The 20,071-nt window shown below is 63.4% G+C and carries 18 protein-coding genes; 6 read left to right on the top strand and 12 right to left on the bottom strand.

Features of this window, described 5'->3' with window-relative positions; translation table 11 throughout:
• Positions 1 to 57 precede the first annotated feature (57 nt).
• Together QD356_RS02580 and QD356_RS02575 are read left to right on the top strand one after the other, a co-directional pair.
• A complete protein-coding gene (locus QD356_RS02580; protein WP_192837882.1) occupies positions 58 to 2,046 on the top strand; it encodes a cation:proton antiporter in 1,989 nt (662 codons plus the stop codon).
• Between the two features lie 199 nt (positions 2,047 to 2,245).
• The gene (locus QD356_RS02575) at positions 2,246 to 2,512 is read left to right on the top strand and encodes a late competence development ComFB family protein (protein ID WP_054556810.1); all 267 of its coding nucleotides are present in this window, start codon (positions 2,246 to 2,248) and stop codon (positions 2,510 to 2,512) included.
• A 191-nt stretch (positions 2,513 to 2,703) separates the two neighbouring features.
• Here QD356_RS02575 and QD356_RS02570 read toward each other — a convergent pair whose 3' ends face one another.
• The 3 genes from QD356_RS02570 to QD356_RS02560 all read right to left on the bottom strand — a co-directional run bounded on the left by QD356_RS02570 (position 2,704) and on the right by QD356_RS02560 (position 5,021).
• Positions 2,704 to 3,468 (bottom strand): amino acid ABC transporter ATP-binding protein, encoded by a 765-nt coding sequence (locus QD356_RS02570; RefSeq protein WP_131431600.1) that lies wholly within the window; start codon positions 3,466 to 3,468, stop codon positions 2,704 to 2,706.
• A complete protein-coding gene (locus QD356_RS02565) occupies positions 3,465 to 4,139 on the bottom strand; it encodes an amino acid ABC transporter permease (RefSeq protein ID WP_043335389.1) in 675 nt (224 codons plus the stop codon). The genes QD356_RS02570 and QD356_RS02565 overlap by 4 nt, the downstream gene beginning before the upstream one ends.
• A gap of 147 nt (positions 4,140 to 4,286) precedes the next feature.
• Positions 4,287 to 5,021: an amino acid ABC transporter substrate-binding protein gene (locus QD356_RS02560; RefSeq protein ID WP_043335456.1), complete on the bottom strand. Its 735-nt coding sequence runs from the start codon at positions 5,019 to 5,021 to the stop codon at positions 4,287 to 4,289.
• Between the two features lie 780 nt (positions 5,022 to 5,801).
• Between QD356_RS02560 and QD356_RS02555 the strand changes: the two genes are divergently transcribed.
• The 4 genes from QD356_RS02555 to QD356_RS02540 all read left to right on the top strand — a co-directional run bounded on the left by QD356_RS02555 (position 5,802) and on the right by QD356_RS02540 (position 9,810).
• On the top strand, positions 5,802 to 6,926 hold the full coding sequence (locus QD356_RS02555; RefSeq protein ID WP_192837881.1) for a DUF3549 family protein: 1,125 nt from the start codon (positions 5,802 to 5,804) through the stop codon (positions 6,924 to 6,926).
• Positions 6,927 to 7,427: 501 nt separating this feature from the next.
• A complete protein-coding gene (locus tag QD356_RS02550; protein WP_082388802.1) occupies positions 7,428 to 7,937 on the top strand; it encodes a RimK/LysX family protein in 510 nt (169 codons plus the stop codon).
• A gap of 197 nt (positions 7,938 to 8,134) precedes the next feature.
• Positions 8,135 to 9,043 carry a 30S ribosomal protein S6--L-glutamate ligase gene (gene rimK / locus QD356_RS02545; protein ID WP_043335225.1) on the top strand — a complete coding sequence of 303 codons (909 nt, stop codon included), beginning with the start codon at positions 8,135 to 8,137 and terminating at the stop codon, positions 9,041 to 9,043.
• A 308-nt stretch (positions 9,044 to 9,351) separates the two neighbouring features.
• Positions 9,352 to 9,810 (top strand): hypothetical protein, encoded by a 459-nt coding sequence (locus QD356_RS02540; RefSeq protein ID WP_043335223.1) that lies wholly within the window; start codon positions 9,352 to 9,354, stop codon positions 9,808 to 9,810.
• Positions 9,811 to 9,915: 105 nt separating this feature from the next.
• Here the strand turns inward: QD356_RS02540 and QD356_RS02535 are convergent, their stop codons facing one another.
• From QD356_RS02535 to QD356_RS02495, 9 genes are all read right to left on the bottom strand, one after another.
• Positions 9,916 to 10,899, bottom strand: coding sequence for an ElyC/SanA/YdcF family protein (locus QD356_RS02535; RefSeq protein ID WP_192837880.1), 984 nt, complete (start codon positions 10,897 to 10,899; stop codon positions 9,916 to 9,918).
• 138 nt (positions 10,900 to 11,037) lie between these two features.
• A complete protein-coding gene (locus tag QD356_RS02530; RefSeq protein ID WP_192837879.1) occupies positions 11,038 to 11,643 on the bottom strand; it encodes a YceI family protein in 606 nt (201 codons plus the stop codon).
• A 255-nt stretch (positions 11,644 to 11,898) separates the two neighbouring features.
• Complete coding sequence (gene sufT / locus QD356_RS02525; RefSeq protein ID WP_043335218.1) at positions 11,899 to 12,474, bottom strand: putative Fe-S cluster assembly protein SufT; 576 nt, start codon at positions 12,472 to 12,474, stop codon at positions 11,899 to 11,901.
• A 166-nt stretch (positions 12,475 to 12,640) separates the two neighbouring features.
• Positions 12,641 to 13,885 carry a cysteine desulfurase gene (locus QD356_RS02520; RefSeq protein WP_153635361.1) on the bottom strand — a complete coding sequence of 415 codons (1,245 nt, stop codon included), beginning with the start codon at positions 13,883 to 13,885 and terminating at the stop codon, positions 12,641 to 12,643.
• Complete coding sequence (gene sufD / locus QD356_RS02515; RefSeq protein ID WP_192837878.1) at positions 13,882 to 15,294, bottom strand: Fe-S cluster assembly protein SufD; 1,413 nt, start codon at positions 15,292 to 15,294, stop codon at positions 13,882 to 13,884. The genes QD356_RS02520 and sufD overlap by 4 nt, the downstream gene beginning before the upstream one ends.
• Positions 15,294 to 16,043: a Fe-S cluster assembly ATPase SufC gene (sufC, locus tag QD356_RS02510; RefSeq protein ID WP_043335213.1), complete on the bottom strand. Its 750-nt coding sequence runs from the start codon at positions 16,041 to 16,043 to the stop codon at positions 15,294 to 15,296. Before sufC ends, sufD begins: the two co-directional genes overlap by 1 nt.
• Before the next feature lie 74 nt (positions 16,044 to 16,117).
• The gene (gene sufB, locus QD356_RS02505) at positions 16,118 to 17,560 is read right to left on the bottom strand and encodes a Fe-S cluster assembly protein SufB (protein WP_054557094.1); all 1,443 of its coding nucleotides are present in this window, start codon (positions 17,558 to 17,560) and stop codon (positions 16,118 to 16,120) included.
• A gap of 119 nt (positions 17,561 to 17,679) precedes the next feature.
• On the bottom strand, positions 17,680 to 18,186 hold the full coding sequence (locus tag QD356_RS02500) for an SUF system Fe-S cluster assembly regulator (RefSeq protein WP_192837877.1): 507 nt from the start codon (positions 18,184 to 18,186) through the stop codon (positions 17,680 to 17,682).
• 404 nt (positions 18,187 to 18,590) lie between these two features.
• A complete protein-coding gene (locus QD356_RS02495; RefSeq protein ID WP_043335209.1) occupies positions 18,591 to 19,886 on the bottom strand; it encodes an adenylosuccinate synthase in 1,296 nt (431 codons plus the stop codon).
• Positions 19,887 to 20,071 lie beyond the last annotated feature (185 nt).

Raw genomic sequence — 20,071 nt, 5'->3', positions numbered from 1 at the left:
TGCATGGTTCGTTCACGCTATTATCCCGATGATGCTCACGGAAGGCCAGGAGGCCGCATGGCAGACACGCTGTTCAATGATGTGATGATACTGCTGGGAGCCTCGGTAGTGGCCGCGGCGCTGTTCCGCCGCCTGCATCTGCCGCCGGTGCTGGCCTATCTGGCGGTCGGCTTTCTGGTCGGCCCCCATCTGGCGGGCTGGATCGGTCGCCCGGAAGAACTCGCCTTCCTGTCGGAATTCGGGCTGGTATTTCTGCTCTTCTCGCTCGGCCTCGAATTCTCGGTGCCGCGCATGCGCGCGCTCAAGACTACGGTATTCGGGCTGGGTGCCTGTCAGGTGGCGGTATGCAGCGGGCTGTTCTGGGCACTGGGCTGTGCGCTGGGCCTGTCACCGGCGGCAGCGCTGGTCGCGGCCGGCGCGCTGGGGCTTTCCTCCACCGCCATCGTCACGCGGGAACTGGCGCGCTGGAATGAGCTGGACAGCCCCCACGGCCACGCCGCCGTGGGCGTGCTGCTGTTCCAGGATCTCGCCGCCCTGCTGTTCCTGATCCTGATTCCGGCCATGGCCGGTGATGGCAGCCAGCTGCTCAGTGACCTGGGCCTGATGCTCATCAAGGGGCTGGGGCTGGTGGCGATGATGCTGATGATCGGCAAGTGGGTGCTGCCGTTCGTGTTCCAGGAAATCTCGCGCGCGCGCTCGGAAGAGCTGTTCGTGCTCACCGTGCTGCTGGTGGCGCTGTTCTCCGCCTGGCTGACCCACAGCCTGCACCTGTCGATGGCGCTGGGCGCCTTCCTGGCCGGGATGATGCTCGGCGAGAGTCATTTCCGCCATCAGATCGAGGCCGACATCCGACCCTTCCGCGACATCCTGCTGGGGCTGTTCTTCGTCTCGGTGGGCATGTTGCTGGACCCGCAGGTGTTGCTGGCCCAGTGGTATTGGGTCGTCATCGGCGTGGCCTGCCTGCTGGCGACCAAGGCACTGCTGATCACCGGGCTGGCGCGCCTCTCCGGCCGCCCGCTGGACAGCGCGCTGCGCACTGGCCTGGTGCTGTCCCAGGGTGGCGAATTCGGCTTCGCGCTGCTGGCCCTGGCCAGTCAGCAACGCCTGATGGACAACGAGACCGTGGGCCTGGTGGTGGCGATCATCATCGGCTCGCTGGTGGTCACGCCAAGCCTGATTCGCCACAACCAGCAGCTGACGCGCCGCCTGTGTCGCTCCACCACACCCACTCAGGAGAACCCGCACACCACCGCGGAGCTGAGCGCCGCCACCGCCCCGCTCAGTGGCCATGTCATCGTGTGCGGCTTCGGGCGTGTCGGCCAGACGGTGGGGCGATTTCTCACTCAGGAAAAGCTTGAGTGGATCGCCATCGATGCCGACCCCATCCGCGTCCACGAGGCCGCCAGCGCCGGTGAGCCGGTGGTGTTCGGCGATGCGCAGCGTCTGGAAATCCTGCGCGCACTCGGTATCGAGCGCGCCCGTCAGGTGGTGATCACCGTCAATCAGCTCTCGCACGCGCTGGCCATACTGCGCGCCATCCAGCCGCTGGAACTCGAGAACCTCAAGGTGCTGGTGCGCACCCAGGATGACGCGGACCTCGAGACCTACAAGGCCGCCGGGGCCACCGAGGTGATTCCCGAGGTGCTCGAGGGCTCGCTGATGCTGGTCTCGCATGTGCTGGTCAATCTCGAGGTGCCCTTCCGACGGGTGGCGCGCTCGATCCAGAATGCACGCGAAGCGCGCTACAGCATGCTGCATGGCTATTTCCATGGTCAGCAGTCCCAGCTGACCGACAAACGCGGCAACCCGCTGCTGCGGCGACATCCGCTGACGCTGACCGCCGATGCCTGGGCCTGTGGCCGGCGACTGGACGACATCGCCCTGCCGGAGGTGTGCGGCATTCTCGTCTCACGCGTGGTGCGCGCCAGTGGCGAGAACCTGGAAGAACCCACCGGCGACCTGACGCTGGCGTGTGGCGATACACTGGTATTATCGGGACTGGCTGATCATATTGAAGAGGCGGAAACCCGCCTGCTGACCGGCTGACAGGCCTTGAGCGGCAGGCGACACCCAAGACTCCGCCGCCTACTGTCCTGCCGCCAGCAACCTTGCTTGCCTGCGGGAGGGAGAGCGTCACAGAGAGTCAGCTCGGATGAACATACTGATGAGCACACTGAAGGGATCGACATGTCAGGGGGCACGGCCCTGCATGGGAGATAGCACCCATCACCAGGAGGCAATACACATGGAAAGCGCAGGCGTACACAACTACATGGAGCAGCTGGTGCTCGACCAGCTGCGCTTGCATCCCGATAGCCATGCCATGGATGTCGACAGCCGCGAAGACGTGGCCTGCATCGCGCTCAACCAGCTGGCGCCCCGCTATATCCGCCACGACGTCGACATGGCGTTCTACATGGCGCCCGCCGAGCAGGAGCTGCTGGAAGAGCGCGTCTCGATGGCGCTTCAGGAAGCCTTCGACAAGGTGCGTTCGATGCCCCGCCACGGCTAGCCACGCGCTGCGGCCCCATGAAGCATCGCCCTGAACGCGCCCTGCAACACCAGAAGCGGATCAATGATCACCGCCAGCGAAACGACAACGGCCACCGCGATGGATATCGCGGTGGCCGTTGTGTCTGTCGCAGATGCTGCCCGAGGCGTTACCTCAGGTGGCCTGAGGGGCATTCCCTCAACCGGGCAGTATCAGATGCCCTCGGCGCACTGCGGCGGCACTTCATCCAGCACCTTGCGCAGGAAGGCGCGCGTGCGGTCATCCTTCGGTGCACTGAACAGCTGGCTCGGCGGCCCCTGTTCGACGATACGTCCGCCTTCCATGAAGATGACGCGGTCGGCGACTTCCCGCGCGAACTGCATCTCGTGGGTGACCACGATCATGGTCTGGCGCTCGACCGCCAGCTGCTTCATCAGCTCCAGCACCTCATCGACCCATTCCGGGTCCAGTGCCGAGGTCGGCTCATCGAACAGGATCACCTCGGCCTGGGCGGCCATGGCGCGCCCGATGCCGATACGCTGCTGCTGACCGCCTGACAGAGCCGCCGGGAAGGCGTCCGCCTTCTCGCTCATGCCGATACGCTCGAGAATCTCGCGCGCTCGCTGGTGCGCCTTGGCCTTGGGCCAGCCGTTGACGACGATCAGGCCCTCGGCAATGTTCTCCAGCGCCGTCTTGTTGGCGAACAGCGCATAGTTCTGGAACACGAAGGCACTGCTGCGACGCAGACCGAGAATGTCGTGACGGCTGGCGCGTGTAGCCTCGACCTTGCGCTCGCCGATCTGGATCTCACCACCATCGGGCTGCTCGAGGAAGTTGATGCAGCGCAGCAGCGTGGACTTGCCGGTGCCTGACGGGCCGATGACGACGATGATCTCACCCTGTTTCACTTCCAGAGTGATGCCATCGAGTACGGCCTGCCCGCCGAATTTCTTGACCAGGTTTCTGACTGCAATCATCGCTGATAGGCCTTGTTGAGACGTTTCTCCATCCAGCGCTGCACGAAGGACAGCCCTTCCACCATCACCCAGTAGACGATGGCCACCATGATGAAGGATTCAAAGTACAGGAAGCTGCTGGCCGCTTCCTTCTGGGTCGCGCCCATCAACTCGGTCACCCCCAGCGTGAAGGCCAGCGACGTGGACTTGATCATGTCCACGAAGTAGTTCATCAGCGTGGGGGCCGCCACGCGGGCCGCCTGGGGCAGCACGATGCGTCGCATCAGCTGGACATTGGTCATGCCGATGGAGAGCGCCGCTTCGGTCTGGCTGCGATCGACCCCGACGATGGCGGCGCGGATGGATTCGGCCATGTAGGCCGAGAAGTGCAGCGTCAGGCCGAGAATCGTCGCGGTGACGCCATCGATCTGGGTCAGGAACGCCATCACCTGCGGCAGGCCGTAGTAGAACAGGAACAACTGCACCAGCAGCGGCGTGCCACGGAAGAAGGAGATGAACACGATGGTCAGCGCATTCAGCACCGGCACCTTGAGCACCCGCACTACCGCCAACAGCGAGGCCAGCACCAGCGCGGCCACCATGCCGATACAGGCCATCTTGAGTGTCAGTGGCAGGTATTTGAGCATGACCGGCAACAGGCCAAGCATGTAATCGATATTGAGAGTATCCATTCGTTATCCGGACAGGCTGGGGGCTTGGCTGAGGGTCTGGAAAGACACCCGTCGACATGACGACAACGGGGCGACGGTCAAGCCGTCACCCCGTTTGCACATGACATCCTTGCATGCGCCCTTGTATCAGGGCGCAGCGGGCAATGTTCAAGGCGTGGTGATGTCGTTGCCGAACCACTTGTTGGAAATCTCGGCCAGGCGGCCATTTTCCTTGAGCTCGGTCAGCGCGGCATCCACCTCGTCACGCTTGGCCTCGCCTTCGGCGTCCTTGCGGAACGGCAGTGCGTTCTCGAGACGCGAGAACGGCTTGCCAGCCAGTTCCAGCGGCAGCGGCGTCTTCTGGATCACCTGGCTTGCGCTGACGCGGTCCATCACGAAGGCATCGACACGGCCCAGGGCGGTGTCCTGCTCGATGTTGGACTCATAGGTCTTGATGTCGATCTGGTCGGCGTAGGGCAGCTCTTTCATCAGCGCTTCGTAGTTGGAGCCCAGATTGACCGCCACGCTGTGGCCCTTGAGGGACTCGACGCCGGTGATCTCGTCATTGCCGCGACGCTTGACCACCTGAGCCCCGTCATAGACGTAGGGCTGGGTGAAGGCGAACTTGGCCTTACGCGCATCGGTGATGGTGATCTGGTTGGCCACGGTGTCGATGCGGCCGGCTTCCAGCGAGCCGATCAGGCCGGAGAAGCTCATGGTCACGAATTCGATGTCGTCGCCGGTGATCTCGCCGACGGCGTTGAGGACATCCACTTCAAAGCCCTGCAGCTTGTCCTGCTTGACGAAGGTGAACGGGAAGTAGCCGCCCGACATGCCGACCTTGAGGGTGTCAGCCTGTGCCGCCAGGCTGCCCAGGGTGGTCGCGCCCAGCGCGGCAGCCATCACGGCGCCCTTGAGAGCGGTAGAAGAGAAGACAGCTGCGAGCGAACGTGATTGGCGCATCGGGATTCCTCATGGATCGCAAGACTGGGCCATTGGCGCTGGACGGTCGCTGACATTCGGCTGATCGCGGATGTCGAGCCAACAGAACAGGTATAAGCACAGCCTTTTATATGTGATTTGGTTGTATAGGATAACGGGACTGCCCCGCATTCCCAATCATTTCATCCCTTAAGGACATAACCAGAAGGAATAAGACAGCAATTCTGTCAATGAGCGCGATTCTAGCATGCCTGTCATGGCGGGCCAGTGGCGCCGTCTGGGCCACCTGCAGCGCTAGATGTCAGCCTGACGACAAGTGGATGACAGTTATTCACGCCATCCGTGGACGATGCTGTGGATAACCCGTCTCGGTCACGCTGCAAGCCGCGCCAGCCGTGGGATGACGAAAATTGATCAAAAAATCATCAACCTGTAAAACGCTCAGCGGGACTTGAGGTGCCGCGTCATCTGTCAAGCCGTCACGGGTCGAAAGAGCGGCCATAATAGGGACAGGTCGCCCTCTTCCCTCTGGCCGCCAGCACACGCCAGCGGGTGGCATGACAGCCGGTGAATCGCTAAAGTCGCTGCCATTCCAGACATGCTCAGGCACATGTCACGCGCCGGCAGCTGTCACTCAACGACACATGCCACGCCTGGCAATGATGCTCGACAAGACTCTTTTCTCCCATTCTTCCGCACGCCAAGCCAAGGCGTGGTGGAGACACAGCCGTGGTGAGCCTCATGACTCCTCTCTCTTCCTTGAGCAACTTCTTCACACGCACCGGCGCCGAGCTGCACCTTTATCACCTGGGTCGCACCCTGGCGCCGCTCAGTCTTGAGCTACTGGAAGCCTTCGAGACCGAACAGCAGCCCTGGGAGCAGCCCTTCAAGGGCCAGGCACGCCTGGCATGCGTGTTCCGTCCGGCCGGGCTCGACGATCCGCTGGTGTGGTTTCTGGCCCTGCCGCTGGATGAGGAAGGCCGCCTGTCCCCCGCACAACGCGATGCCTTCCTCGAACGCCTGATCACGACGCTGGGTCAGACGGCGCTGACCGTCGGCCGGCCTGATCTCCAGCAGGCCGAGGCAGGCAAGATCGACAATCTGATGCAGGACAATCCGCTGGCCTTCACGCCGGATGACAGCCTGCGCGCCATGCTGCACGCCCGTGCCAGTCTCGATTGCGACCGCCCTGCCAGCCAGTACTACGAGCTCGCCGAGCAGTATCTCACCGCCCAGCTACCGCTGGATGACTGGCCGTCACTCGGTCTGCAGGGCATCGCCGACGTGCTGACACGGCGCGGCGAGCTGTCCAGCGAGCTTGCCGCGGCCTTCGTGCAGCGTCTGGCTGACCTGCCGGACACGCCGCTGCGCGCCATCGCGCTGTGTCTGGAGCAGGCACCGCCCGCCCATGCCCAGCTGGCCGCCCCGCTGCCGGAGGAATACGAGACCGAGCTGCTCACCGCCTTGATCGCGCGTGGTCAGGCTGCACGTGACCTGGGGGATCTGGAGACGCTGTGCGCCTGCCTGCGGGCTGCCGGTGTCAGCCCACGCCCTGCGGCGGCGGAGTGGATCGATGCCCTGCTGGCCGACGACGAGGCCGTCAATGTCGACGTGCTGGTCGCGATCGCCGCGCGCGGCTACGCCCATCTGGAAGATGCCGAACGTCTGCCGGCCTTCCTGACCCGCCTGGCCAGCTGCCCGCAGGCCAACTTCGCTGCCCTGGCCCGCGACCTCGCCCTGATTCCGCGTCTGCGTCTGCCGGTGCTGATGACGCTGCGCAACGCAAGTGCGGACAGCCCGCTGGGTCAGGCGCTTGCCGCCCTGACCCGCCAGGCCGAAACCGGCAATCCTGCCCCGCGTCATTGACGCCGGGCATGCCCGCAGGTGACAGTGCTTGAGATCATGCGCATAACCCACGACACTTGATCGAACACTTGAACAGACACTCGATCGGACACTTGCTCAAGGCATGGAATCGGGGCTGATCAGCACCGGTGAACAGGGCGCGCGGCAACGCGCCACCGGCACGACGCCACCCGCGCCTGTGGCCGTGGGTGACTTGTCCAGCGCCCGCAAGCGAGGCGTCCGGCGGCGATGAAAGCGCGCCATCACCGCGTGCCATGACCGCGTGCCCGGGGCGGTTTTGCCGGGCGCTGTCCGCGCCACCGTCATCCCCCGCTTCGTGAGGCGAAAAAAGAGGCTTCAGCAAGGATTGCTGTCAGTACGTTAAGTGACTATGCTGCGCGCCCGCCTGGCCATTACCCCGCCATGCCGGCAACGCACATTACGCTGTGCCGCGCCTGCCCGGTGTCTTCATGCCGTGAGCCGCTGCCCGCTTCGCTCACGCCCTCTGATTCAGGATGAAACATGTCGCATCACAAGAACACTTCGCGTCATCACATCGACAAGGCACCGCCCCTCGATCTCAAGACACTGAATCATGACCTGCTGGGCTTTCGTCCGCGGGGCGTGGTGGGTCGGCGTGAGCTGATCGAGCTGCCGGAACTCAAGCTGCACCTCAATGCCAAGATCGACACCGGTGCGCATTCCAGTGCGCTGCATGCCGAGAGCATCGAGGTCTTCGAACACAACGATGATCTGTGGGTTCGCTTCATCACCCGGACCGGCGGTAGCGACTCCCCGCCGCATACGGTCGAGACGCCGGTGCATGATCGCCGCCGCGTGCGCTCATCCAATGGTCAGGCCGAGTGGCGCTACGCGATTCGCTCGCGCATGAAGCTGGCCGGCCTTGACTACGATATCGACATGACGCTGGTGGACCGCTCCCAGATGCGTCACCCCATTCTGCTGGGGCGCCGTGCCCTGCGTCGCCTGCTGGTCGCACCGGGCGCCGCCTATCTGCATGGCGAACCCTGACGGCACCAGCCAGGCGCGCGGCGGCATGCTTCGGCATCTCGCCCCAAGACGCTGGCCCCGGTGCCATCTGCATCGCGTGACGCCTCGAGACGACAAGGGCTTCACCGGCGAATACCACGCCTCCTGACGGGCATCACGTCAGTCTTCTTCTGATTCATTCCTATCTCTGTCTGGCCCATTCGGCTCCGGAGGATTTCATGCATATCGGTATCCTGTCGCGTAACTCACGCCTCTACTCCACCCGTCGCCTGATCGAGGCCGCCGAGGCACGTGGCCACACCGCGCGCGTGGTGGACACGCTGCGTTGCTACATGAACATCGCCTCGCACCGCCCGTCCATCCATTACAAGGGCGCCGAGATCGAGCACTTCGATGCCGTCGTGCCGCGCATCGGTGCCTCCGTCACCTTCTATGGCTGCGCCGTGCTGCGCCAGTTCGAGATGATGGGCACCTACGTGGTCAATGATTCCGTGGCCATCTCCCGCTCCCGCGACAAGCTGCGCTCCCTGCAGCTGCTGTCGCGCAAGGGGCTGGGCCTGCCGGTCACCGGCTTCGCGCATTCGCCGGATGACATCCCCGACCTGATCACCATGGTCAAGGGCGCGCCGCTGGTCATCAAGCTGCTGGAAGGCACCCAGGGCATCGGCGTGGTACTCGCCGAGACCAACCAGGCCGCCGAGAGCGTGATCCAGGCCTTCATGGGCATGAAAGCCAACATCATGGTGCAGGAATACATCAAGGAGGCGCGTGGCGCCGACATCCGCTGCCTGGTGGTGGGTGACAAGGTGGTGGCGTCCATGAAACGTCAGGCGGCCGATGGCGAGTTCCGCTCCAACCTGCACCGTGGTGGCACCGCGAGCGAGATCCGCATCACGCCGGAAGAGCGCTCCACCGCCATCCGCGCCGCCAAGGCCATGGGCCTGTCCGTCGCCGGTGTCGACCTGCTGCGCGCCAATCATGGCCCGGTGATAATGGAAGTGAACTCCTCGCCGGGCCTGCAGGGCATCGAGACGGCCACCGGCAAGGACATCGCCGGTCTGATCATCGATCACATCGCCAAGTCCGCCGCGCCGGCCAAGAAGATTCCGCCCAAGCCCAAGGGCTGAGGGCTTGAGCCTTAGGGCTGAAGCCTGAGAGCATTGCGGGCAACGCTTGATCAAGGGTGCAGGTCGTCATGACTGCACCCTTGGCGTTTCTGGGTCAGATGGCCGCGCGTGTACGAGCGTGAGCGACGAAAACAGGGCAAGGCCAGCGCCTGAAAGGCAACGATGATCGTCACCAGAACGTCATTGTATTGTCGTAAACTGCAGGGATTGACAGTGCGGGAATAAATATCCTGACTTTCTGCCCTTCAGGGGTAGAAAAACACTGTTTTCACCCGCACAATCTCTTCTGACGGAGGAGGTGACCGCCCATGTTTCTCGACAATCGCCAGGTGGCGATGGATAGCGTCCAGGAAGCCCTGGCAGACAGTCTTGATTATTTCGAGGATAACGCCGAACGGCTGCGTCCCGCGCTCCTGAAGGCCTTCGAGCCCTTCTATGCGAGCCGTGTCGAGCTCAAACAGGCCCTGGAAGTCGAGACACGCAAGCATCTGAGCCTGATGCCGCGCGACGCCGATGTCGAGCGCGATGACTACATGTGGCTGTGGAGTCGCCTGAAGAGCATCGTCGGCAATGACAATCAGGTGCTGATCAACGAGCTGCTCGAACAGGAACGCGTCCTGATGCAGGCCTGCTCGACCGCCTTCACGCATCCGCTGCCTGACAGCATGGAAAAGGTACTGGAAGGCATCTTCCACAACTGCCGCCATCTGATCCGCGAGCTGTACCGTCACCAGACAGGTCAGGCCGCTCGCCGCCGCGCCGGCTAGCCACCTGCCCGCCGCCAGGCCGTGAACGCAAGACGCCCCGCCTTCCAAAGGAAGTGCGGGGCGTCTTCGTATTGACCCTGTGCGTCTGGCGAGACCAGTGCGCGGCTAGTTCGTATCAGACCTGACAGGCAGCCACTGGAGCAATGCCTGCTTCACCCTGGGCAGACTGGCCAGCAGGCTTGCCTGCGCCTGACGCGCGAGGGCATGCGGGTCCGGCGTGTCGGCAGCGTTCTCTTCATCCGTCACATCCACTCCATCCGCCACATCCACTCCATCCGCCACTTCCACTCCATCCGCCACATCACGACTGACAGCGGCCTGCTGCCCTGCCCCGGCTGTCACGGAGTTCTCCCGCGGCGACATCACGTGCTTGTCTGAGGAGTGAGATGACGAGGGATGCGAAGATGAGGGCTGCGATGATGAGTGCGATGACAACACCGGTGTCGGCAGCGACTCCTGCGGTCCGAGGAAGCGCGGCTTGCGCCCCCACAGGTAGAGATCACCCACTGTCGCCGCACGGGCCAGCCACTCGCGCAGCATCAGCTTGAGCCCCGGCGGCTGGCGCTCGGAGATGGCCGGGCAGCCTACCGCCTCCAGGCCCAGCGCATCGGCGATGAAAAGCGCACGTGGCAAATGCCACGGCTGGGTGACCAGCACCGCCTCGTCGACACCGAAGACCTTGTGCGCTCGTACGAGGGTATCGAAGGTGGAGAAGCCCGCGTAATCGAGCGTCATGAACTCCTGCGGCACGTTGCGCGCTCGCAGATCACGCCACATGGTCATCGGCTCATTGTAGTAACGCGTACGGTTGTCTCCCGAGAGCAGCAGGTTGGAGACGCGGCGCAGGCGGTAGAGCTGGGCGGCGGTATCGAGGCGCGCCTGATAGTGCGGATTGCTGCCCCCGCCCACCAGGCCGTGGGAGGTGCCGAACACGATCCCCACCTCACGGCTCTGACAGGTCAGCGGTGACGTGGCAATGCGATCGTGCGTTGCCATCACGACCCAGAGGTTGAGCCCGACCACCGTCATTGCACCGGCGGCCAGCAGACCGACGATGGTCCAGCCAGCCCGCATGATCACTCGCTGCATCTCTTCCTCACGCCCATCCCTGCCTGTCTTTCCTGCCGTTACCGTCACATCGTGCAGGCATGAGCGCCCAGCCTACCCAAGCGGCCGAGGCTCTGCCAGCACTGACTGTTCCCCGGCCACGCATGCGGGTGACTCCGCTCAGTCTTCCTGCACCATCACGGCCTTGACGTTGACTGGCACCTGGGTCGCGATGTTGCCAAGCCCGGCCAGGTCACGCAGGGTGCGAATGCCATCGACCAGCGCGAACTGCTCAGCATCGACCATCACCGGCGTGAGGGTCTGCACCAGCCAGCGATCGCCGCGCAGGCGCGTCACCTGCAGGCTCATCGGCAGGTTCTGGGTGTTGTCGTGCAGCGTCAGCTGGCCTTCGACATCCACCTTCTGAGTGTCGCCCGGCTCCATCACCTTGAGGGTCGGCATGTCGAGACTGGCGGTCATCACGGCCAACGGATAGGTGCCGGACTCGAACAGCTTCTCGCTGACGCGCTGGTCACGAATGTCGATACCGGTACTGGCGGAGTCGAGGTCGATCTCCACCGACAGCTGACCGGCGTCATTGACGCGCGCCCGCCAGGAGGTGAAAGCATCCGTCTCGACGGTGCTGGCGCCCGACTTGGCCATCTTGGTGGTCTGGAAGCTCAGCTGCGAGACGTCGCCATCCAGCTTCCAGGCGGCCTGCGCGCTGGCAGCGGCGCTCAGGATCAGGGTGGCGGTCAGGGTGCGCAGCGCAGTCTGGAATCGCATTGGGGAGTCTTCCTTGAGGCAGGTGATACGGGAAACCGTCAAACGGACGTGCCGACGCGGCCCGAGGCAGCAACTTGCCCGGACGCTCAGCAACGTGAATTGGATAGCCGGATGGACGAGAGGTTCCCGCCCATCCGGTTGCGTTTGCTGCATCTCACCCAAGTGTTACTGCGACTGACGGCCATGAAAGGCCTCCAGGGAGCCGCAGACAATAAAGGGCGACAACAGCAGACGACAAAGGCGCGCTGATGATGCTCAGAACATGCCCAGTTCCAGGCGGGCATCCTCACTCATCATCTCGCGCGACCAGGCAGGCGAGAACACGATCTCGACGTGGACCTTGGAGACATCCTCGGCGCCGAGAATCTTGCGCTTGGCGTCCTCGGCGATGACGTTGCCCATGCCGCAGCCCGGCGCGGTCAACGTCATCTTGAGATTGACCATCTTCTCGCCGCTGATCAGGGTATCGATACGACAGCCATAGACCAGCCCCAGCTCAACGATGTCGACCGGGATCTCGGGGTCGAAGCAGGTGCGCAGCTGGGCCCAGACGAAGGCCTCGATGTCGGCATCGCTCTGGCCGGCCGGCAGATGCGGACGCGGCACGGCGTCCAGCCCCAGCGCATCGAGGCTGAAGCTCTCGATCAGGTACATGCGACCCTCGAAGGCGACGCTGACGGTGCCGCCCTTGGCCTGCATGACTTCGACCACCGAGTCCTCGTGCAGGGTCACCGACTTGCCGAACGGTACCGAGATGCCCTCCACGTCCCGCTGCAACGGCATCTTCTGGCCCTTGCCGAGGCTGGCCAGCTGGTCTTCAGTGTGGCTCATGCCCTCTCCTTGCCGAGCCGCATGACAGGCATGCGGCTCGTGAATTCTGTTGGTTCACTCAAGACGTGCGGGTGACAACATCCCCTGGCAAGGGCCGATACCAATGAGGCCCGCCATGCGCGAGCCTCATTGATCAGCGCCCGTCAGGGCCACCGCAGGGTGGTGCTCAGCGCACCATGGTCAGCACACGCTGCAGGGCATCGACGAACATGTCGATCTCTTCCGGCGTGTTGTAGGCCGCGAAGGAAGCCCGACAGGTGGCGTCGACACCGAAGCGACGCAGCACCGGCTGCGCGCAGTGGTGGCCGGTACGGATGGCGACCCCCAGCTGGTCGATCAGCAGACCGATATCCTGGGCGTGGGCACCATCGACCACGAAGGAGATCGCGCCCGCCTTGTCAGGCGAGTTGCCGATGATGCGCAGGCCGTCCACTTCGCGCATGCGCTCGCTGGCATGGCGCATCAGCTGCTGTTCCCAGCGCGTGATCAGCGCCATGTGGGTGCAGTCCAGCCAGTCGATGGCCTTGCCCAGTCCGATGACCTCGGCGATGGGCGGCGTGCCGGCCTCGAACTTGTGCGGCAGGTCCGCGAACAGGGTGCCATTCTCGAACGACACCGTGCGGATCATCTCACCACCACCCTGCCACGGCGGCATCGCCTCCAGCAGCGCTTCCTTGCCGTAGAGCACACCGATGCCGGTCGGGCCGTACATCTTGTGGCCCGAGAAGACATAGAAGTCAGCATCGATCTCGCGCACATCGACCTGCTGATGCGGTACCGCCTGGGCACCATCGACCAGAATCAGCGCGTCGTGAGCGTGTGCCAGCGTCGCCATCTCGGCCACCGGGTTGATGCTGCCCAGGGCGTTGGAGACCTGATTGACGCAGACCAGGCGCGTCTTCTCGCCCAGCAGGTCGCGGTAGGCCGCCATGTCGAGCACACCATCGTCGTCACACGGGATGACCTTGATGACGATATCGAGACGCTCGGCCAGAAGCTGCCACGGCACGATGTTGGCATGATGCTCCATCACCGAGATCAGCACTTCATCACCGGCGTTCAGCCAGTTGGCTCCCCAGCTGTTGGCGACCAGATTGATCGCCTCGGTGGTGCCGCGCGTGAAGATGACTTCCCGCGTCAGGCGCGCATTGATGAAGCTGCGCACCTTCTCACGCGTACCTTCGAAGGCCGCCGTCGCCTCATCCGCCAGGGTATGCAGACCCCGGTGGATGTTGGCATTGGTCTTGCGGTAGTAGTCGCTCATCGCGTCGATGACGGCGGTCGGCGTCTGGCTGGTGGCGGCGCTGTCCAGATAGATCAGCGGCACATCACCATGTACGCGACGCTCGAGGATCGGAAAATCCTCGCGTACCCGCACGACGTCGAGCATCAGGTTGTCGAGTGCGCTCATGCAAAGTCCTCATCACGTGCCACCGCCACGGCGCCACCGCCCAGCTCGACGCTGAGATCGACCAGCTCATCGAGGTGGAAGCGTGACGGCAGGCGTCCCGCGACACTGCGCTCGATGCGCTCGGCGATGGCGTCGATGCCCAGACCGGTCATGACTTCGTTGGCGAAGGCCAGGGTCAAAAGGCCACGGGCGGTCTGCTCATCGATGCCACGGGCGCGCAGCGCGAACACGGCGGTCTCGTCGAGCTGACCGGTCGTGGTGCCGTGGGAGCACTTGACGTCATCGGCGTAGATCTCGAGTTCCGGCTTGGTGTTGATCTCGGCGCGGTCCGACAGCAGCAGGTTGGCGTTGTTCTGATGCGCCTCGATCTGCTGACTGTCGCGCTTGACCAGCACGCGGCCATTGAAGACGCCGCGGGCGCGGTCGGCCAGGATACCCTTGTAGTTCTCGTCGGAGAACGTCAGTGCCTCGTTGTGATTGACCAGCGAGTGGGTGTCCACGTGCTGGCGATCACGACCGAAGAACAGGCCATCGAGGCGTGCATGGGCGTTGTTGCCGTTCAGGTCGCAGACGATGTCGTTGCGCACCAGACCACCACCGGTGTTCAGGTTGATGGAGCGATACTGGCTGTCACGCGGCTGCTCGACCTGCAGCGAGGCGATATGCGTCTCGCCGGTGGCGGCTTCGCCCAGCTTGTAGTGATTGAGCACGGCGCCGCGCTCCAGCATCACTTCGCTGACCATGTTGGTGAAGTTGGTCGCGCCACTCTCACCGATGTGATGCTCGATCACGCTGGCTTCGGCGCGGCTGCCCAGCTGCACCAGCAGACGCGGGTGGCTCATGGTCACGGGCTGGCCTTCGACGGCGGCACGCGACAGGAACAGCACGTAGACCGGCTTGGCGAGCACCGTGCGCGGGCCGACCTGAATCACCGCACCCTCTTCGGTGAAGGCGGAGTTCAGCGCCACGAACGGCGTGAAATCGATGCCGGTCAGGCGGTTCAGCGAGCCGCCGATGACTTCCGGCTGATTGACGATGGCGTCAGACAGCGGCACGACACGCACGGTGTCGGGCAGGTCTGCCACATCGGACAGCTCGGCATTGTAGAGGCCATCGACGAACACCAGACGGTAGGCGTCGACGTCGAGAGCCAGCGCATCCTTCACGGCCGGCGCGAGGCTTGCATCGTCGGCGAGACGATATTGCTGACGACCCAGTGCCTGGGTGTCGGTGTACTTCCAGGCCTCGACCTTGCGGGTCGGCAGGCCGAGGGCTTCAAAGCGGGCGATGCCGGCCTGACGGCGGGCGGCCATCCAGCTTGGATCGGCCGCAAAGCGAGCCTTGCGGGCAGCGAATTCGCTGGCGAAGGCTTCGCTGCCGGGGACGGACGCGGTAGCAAGTGCTGTCATTACGCGGTTTCCTCCTGCAGCCAGTCATAGCCCTGGGCTTCGAGTTCGAGTGCCAGCGACTTGTCACCGGACTTGACGATGCGGCCATCCATCAGCACGTGGATCTGGTCCGGCACGATGTGCTCGAGCAGACGCTGGTAGTGGGTGACCATCAGCACGGCGCGGTCTTCGTTGCGCAGCGAGTTGACGCCCTTGGCGACGACCTTGAGGGCATCGATGTCGAGGCCGGAGTCGATCTCGTCGAGCATGGCGAGCTTCGGTTCCAGCACCAGCATCTGCAGGATCTCGTTGCGCTTCTTCTCACCGCCGGAGAAGCCTTCGTTGACGGCGCGCTGCAGGAAGCTGGCGTCCATCTGCATGAAGGCCAGTTTCTCGCGGATCAGCTTCATGAATTCCGGGGCCGGAATCTCGCCCAGGCCTTCGGCTTCACGCTTGGCGTTCAGCGCCGCCTTGAGCAGGTAGACGTTCTTGACCCCCGGGATTTCCACCGGGTACTGGAAGCCCAGCAGCATGCCGGCACGCGCACGCTCTTCGACTTCCATCTCCAGCACATCCTCACCTTCATAGGTAATGGTGCCCGAGGTCACTTCATAGCCGTCCTTGCCGGCGATCACGGAAGACAGCGTGGACTTGCCTGCGCCGTTCGGGCCCATGATGGCGTGGACTTCACCCTTGTTGATGGTCAGATCGAGACCCTTGAGGATTTCCTTGCCTTCCACCGAAACGTGCAGATCTTTGACTACGAGCATGTTGATACCTTTTGCTGACAGGCCGCCCGCGAGCGGCCCTCAAGAATGGGGTGAATGCGAAAGGGACGGCGGGATCAGCCGACGGCGCCTTCAAGGGTGACGTTGAGCAGCGCCTCGGCCTCGACGGCGAACTCCATCGGCAGCTCCTGGAAGACGTCCTTGCAGAAGCCATTGACGATCATGTTGACCGCATCTTCCTCGCTGATGCCGCGCTGACGGCAGTAGAACAGCTGATCTTCGCCGATCTTGGAGGTCGTCGCCTCGTGCTCGACGGTAGCCGTCGCGTTGCCGATTTCCTGATACGGGAAGGTGTGCGCGCCACAGCGGTCGCCGATCAACAGCGAGTCACACTGGGTGAAGTTGCGCGCGCCCTTGGCCCGCGGGCCGATCTTGACCAGACCACGATAGGACTGCTCGGAGTTACCGGCCGAGATGCCCTTGGAGACGATGGTGGACTTGGTGCCCTCACCGATGTGGATCATCTTGGTACCGGTGTCCGCCTGCTGACGGCCATTGGTGACGGCGACGGAGTAGAACTCCCCGACACTGTCCTTGCCGCGCAGGATGCACGACGGGTACTTCCAGGTGATCGCGGAGCCGGTCTCGACCTGGGTCCAGGAGACCTTGGAGCGGTCACCACGGCAGTCGGCACGCTTGGTGACGAAGTTGTAGATGCCGCCCTTGCCGTCTTCATCGCCCGGATACCAGTTCTGGACGGTGGAGTACTTGATGTAGGCGTCTTCCAGTGCCACCAGCTCGACCACGGCGGCGTGCAGCTGGTTGTCATCACGCTGTGGCGCGGTACAGCCTTCCAGATACGAGACCTGAGCCTGCTTCTCGCAGATGATCAGGGTACGCTCGAACTGGCCGGTGTTGGCGGCGTTGATGCGGAAGTAGGTGGAAAGCTCCATCGGGCAGGTCACGCCTTCCGGCACGAACACGAAGGAGCCATCGGTGAAGACGGCCGCGTTCAGCGCGGTGAAGTAGTTGTCTGCCTTGGGCACCACGGTACCGAGATACTGCTTGATCAGCTCCGGGTAGTCCTGGATGGCTTCCGAGATGGAGCAGAAGATGACGCCCGCCTCGGACAGCTCCTTCTTGAAGGTGGTGGTCACGGACACGGAGTCGAAGACCGCGTCGACCGCGACACCCGCCAGTGCGGCACGTTCGTGCAGCGGGATACCCAGCTTCTCGTAGGTCTCGAGCAGCTTGGGGTCGACCTCATCCAGACTCTGCGGGCGGTCTTCCGGCTTCTTCGGGGCGCTGAAGTATGAAATCGCCTGATAGTCGATCTCCGGATAATCCAGGTGGGCCCAGGACGGCGCCTTCATCTTCAGCCACTGCTGATACGCATCCAGACGCCACTCCAGCATCCACTCCGGCTCACCCTTCTTGGCCGAGATGAAGCGAATCACGCTTTCATCCAGTCCCGGCGGAATGGTGTCGCTCTCGATATCGGTCACGAAGCCCTGCTTGTACTCGCGCTGTACAAGCTGCTCCATCTCCTGGCTCGCCATGCTGGTCTCCTCTCCCGGAGAGCTCCGGGTCTGTTCAGATGCCTGATCACCCCGCCCGAATCGCAGCGAAGTTCGAATGTTCGTGTTGCCCCGGCGACGTGTGTCGCGCGGCAACGGATTCAGCGTTTGCCGGTGCTGTTGGCTGCCGTGGCCATGGGGGGCGGCTCGTCATCCCCGTACAGGCTGATGGCCTGAATCGGCAGTTGCACCGGCATGCGCAGTGGCGCGGATGACGCCAGATGCGCCAGCGTCACGCTGCCCAGCAGCTCACTGATGGCGTACGAGACGCGCTGCCAGTTGTCGGCCACCCCGCAGGTGTTGACCAGCTCGCAATCGCCGTCGGCGTGGCTGCATTCGGTCACGGCCACCGGGCCTTCGATGGCGCTGATGATGTCGCTGGCCGTGATCTGACTGGCCGGGCGTGCCAGGCGATAACCGCCCAGCGCACCGCGCCGCGACTCAAGCAGCCCTGCCCGCACCAGCGCCTTGAGCGTCTTGCTCACGGTGGGATGCGGCAACTGCACGCTTTCGGCCAGATCGATCGCCGCATGGGCCGAGTCCGGCTCGCGGGCGATGCGCGCCATCACGACAGCGGCATAATCGGTCATCTTGGAAAGCTTCAGCATGCTGGCCTCCACCACGGGAAGATTAATTGGGGACCATTTTAGTCCTGTATCAGAACGATGTGAAGCGGGGACCCCACCGAAAACGTCGAATTGCGACCTGGGCAACCAGTTTGCCGACAAGATAGCCGCCGATCACAACAAAAATAACAATCATTCCTATTTAAAATATCTACCAGCCACGCCCGAAGCCCCAGGCGCTTCCCGTGCGCAGCGGGAGATCGATGACGGCCGCCCCTCCCCTGCAACGCAAGCCCTCTCTAAAGACCCCCCTTCTCAAGCCCCTCTCCATCTCCACAACTCCACAACTCCACAACGCAAGACACCCCGCCGGGAGAATCCCGACGGGGTGTCTTGGTCACGCCATCATGCCGTCATGCAAGGCTCATGTGAGCGATGCGTGATGATCAGCCGTGGAACGGGTTGCGCAGCACGATGGTCTCGTTGCGGTCCGGGCCAGTGGAGATGATGTCGATCGGCACGCCGACCTGCTCTTCCAGGAAGCTGATGTAAGCGCGGGCGTTGGCCGGCAGCTTGTCGACTTCGCGCACGCCGATGGTGGAATCGCTCCAGCCCGGCAGGTCCTGGTACAGCGGTTCGATGGCTTCGTAGCCTTCGGAATCCACTGGGTTGTCCAGTACGTCGCCATCCTTGCTGCGATAGCCGATGCAGACGCGGATGTTCTCGAGACCGTCCAGCACGTCCAGCTTGGTCAGGCAGATGCCGCTGACCGAGTTGATCTGCACGGCGTGACGCAGGGCGACGGCATCGAACCAACCACAACGACGCGCACGACCGGTGGTGGCACCGAATTCGTGGCCACGCTCGGCCAGGTGACGGCCGAACTCATCGAACAGCTCGGTCGGGAACGGACCGGAGCCGACACGCGTGGTGTAGGCCTTGGTGATGCCCAGCACGTAGTCGAGATACAGCGGACCGACGCCGGAACCGGTGGCGGTGCCGCCGGCAGTGGTGTTGGAGCTGGTGACGTACGGGTAGGTACCGTGGTCGATGTCGAGCAGTGAGCCCTGAGCACCTTCGAAGAGGATGTTCTCGTTGGCCTTGCGCACGGAGTGGACCAGATCCACGGTGTCGCAGACCATCGGGCGCAGCTCTTCGGCCATTTCCATGGCTTCGTCCAGCACCTGCTGGAAGTCGACCGGCGCTTCACCGTGATAGTGCTGCAGCACGAAGTTGTGGTAATCCAGCACTTCGCCCAGCTTGGAGGCGAAACGCTCACGGTGGAGCATGTCACCCAGACGCAGGCCACGACGCGCGACCTTGTCTTCGTAAGCCGGACCGATGCCGCGACCGGTAGTACCGATCTTGGCGACGCCACGGGCCTTCTCGCGCGCCTGGTCCAGACGCACGTGGTAGGACAGGATCAGCGGACAGGCCGGCGACAGACGCAGGCGATCACGCACCGGCACGTCGTTGGCTTCAAGCTCACGGATTTCCTTGATCAGCGCTTCCGGAGACAGCACGACACCGTTGCCGATGACGCAGGTCTTGCCCGGGTGGAGGATGCCGGACGGGATCAGGTGGAGGACGGTCTTCTTGCCGTCCAGCACCAGGGTGTGACCCGCGTTGTGGCCACCCTGGAAACGCACGACGGCGCTGGCGGATTCGGTCAGCAGGTCGACGACCTTGCCCTTGCCTTCATCACCCCATTGGGTGCCGAGCACGACTACATTCTTGCCCATGGTTCCTATCTCTTTCGGTGAATAACCGTCGGTGAAAACCCACTCACAAGTGCAGCTGCCCTGTCGGCAGCTGCACCTCGGGACCCAGTGGCCCCAGCTGTTCTGCTATCTGTCACTCGCTGCCATCGCTCTCGGATCACCGAAGCTCAACCCTTCAAGCTCAGGCATCCAGGCTCAGTCATACA

It is taken from the genome of Cobetia sp. 2AS, assembly GCF_029846355.1.
Classification (GTDB): Bacteria; Pseudomonadota; Gammaproteobacteria; order Pseudomonadales; family Halomonadaceae; genus Cobetia; species Cobetia amphilecti.
Note: the sequence above shows the minus strand (reverse complement) of the source record. Positions and strands in the feature narration are given on the sequence as shown.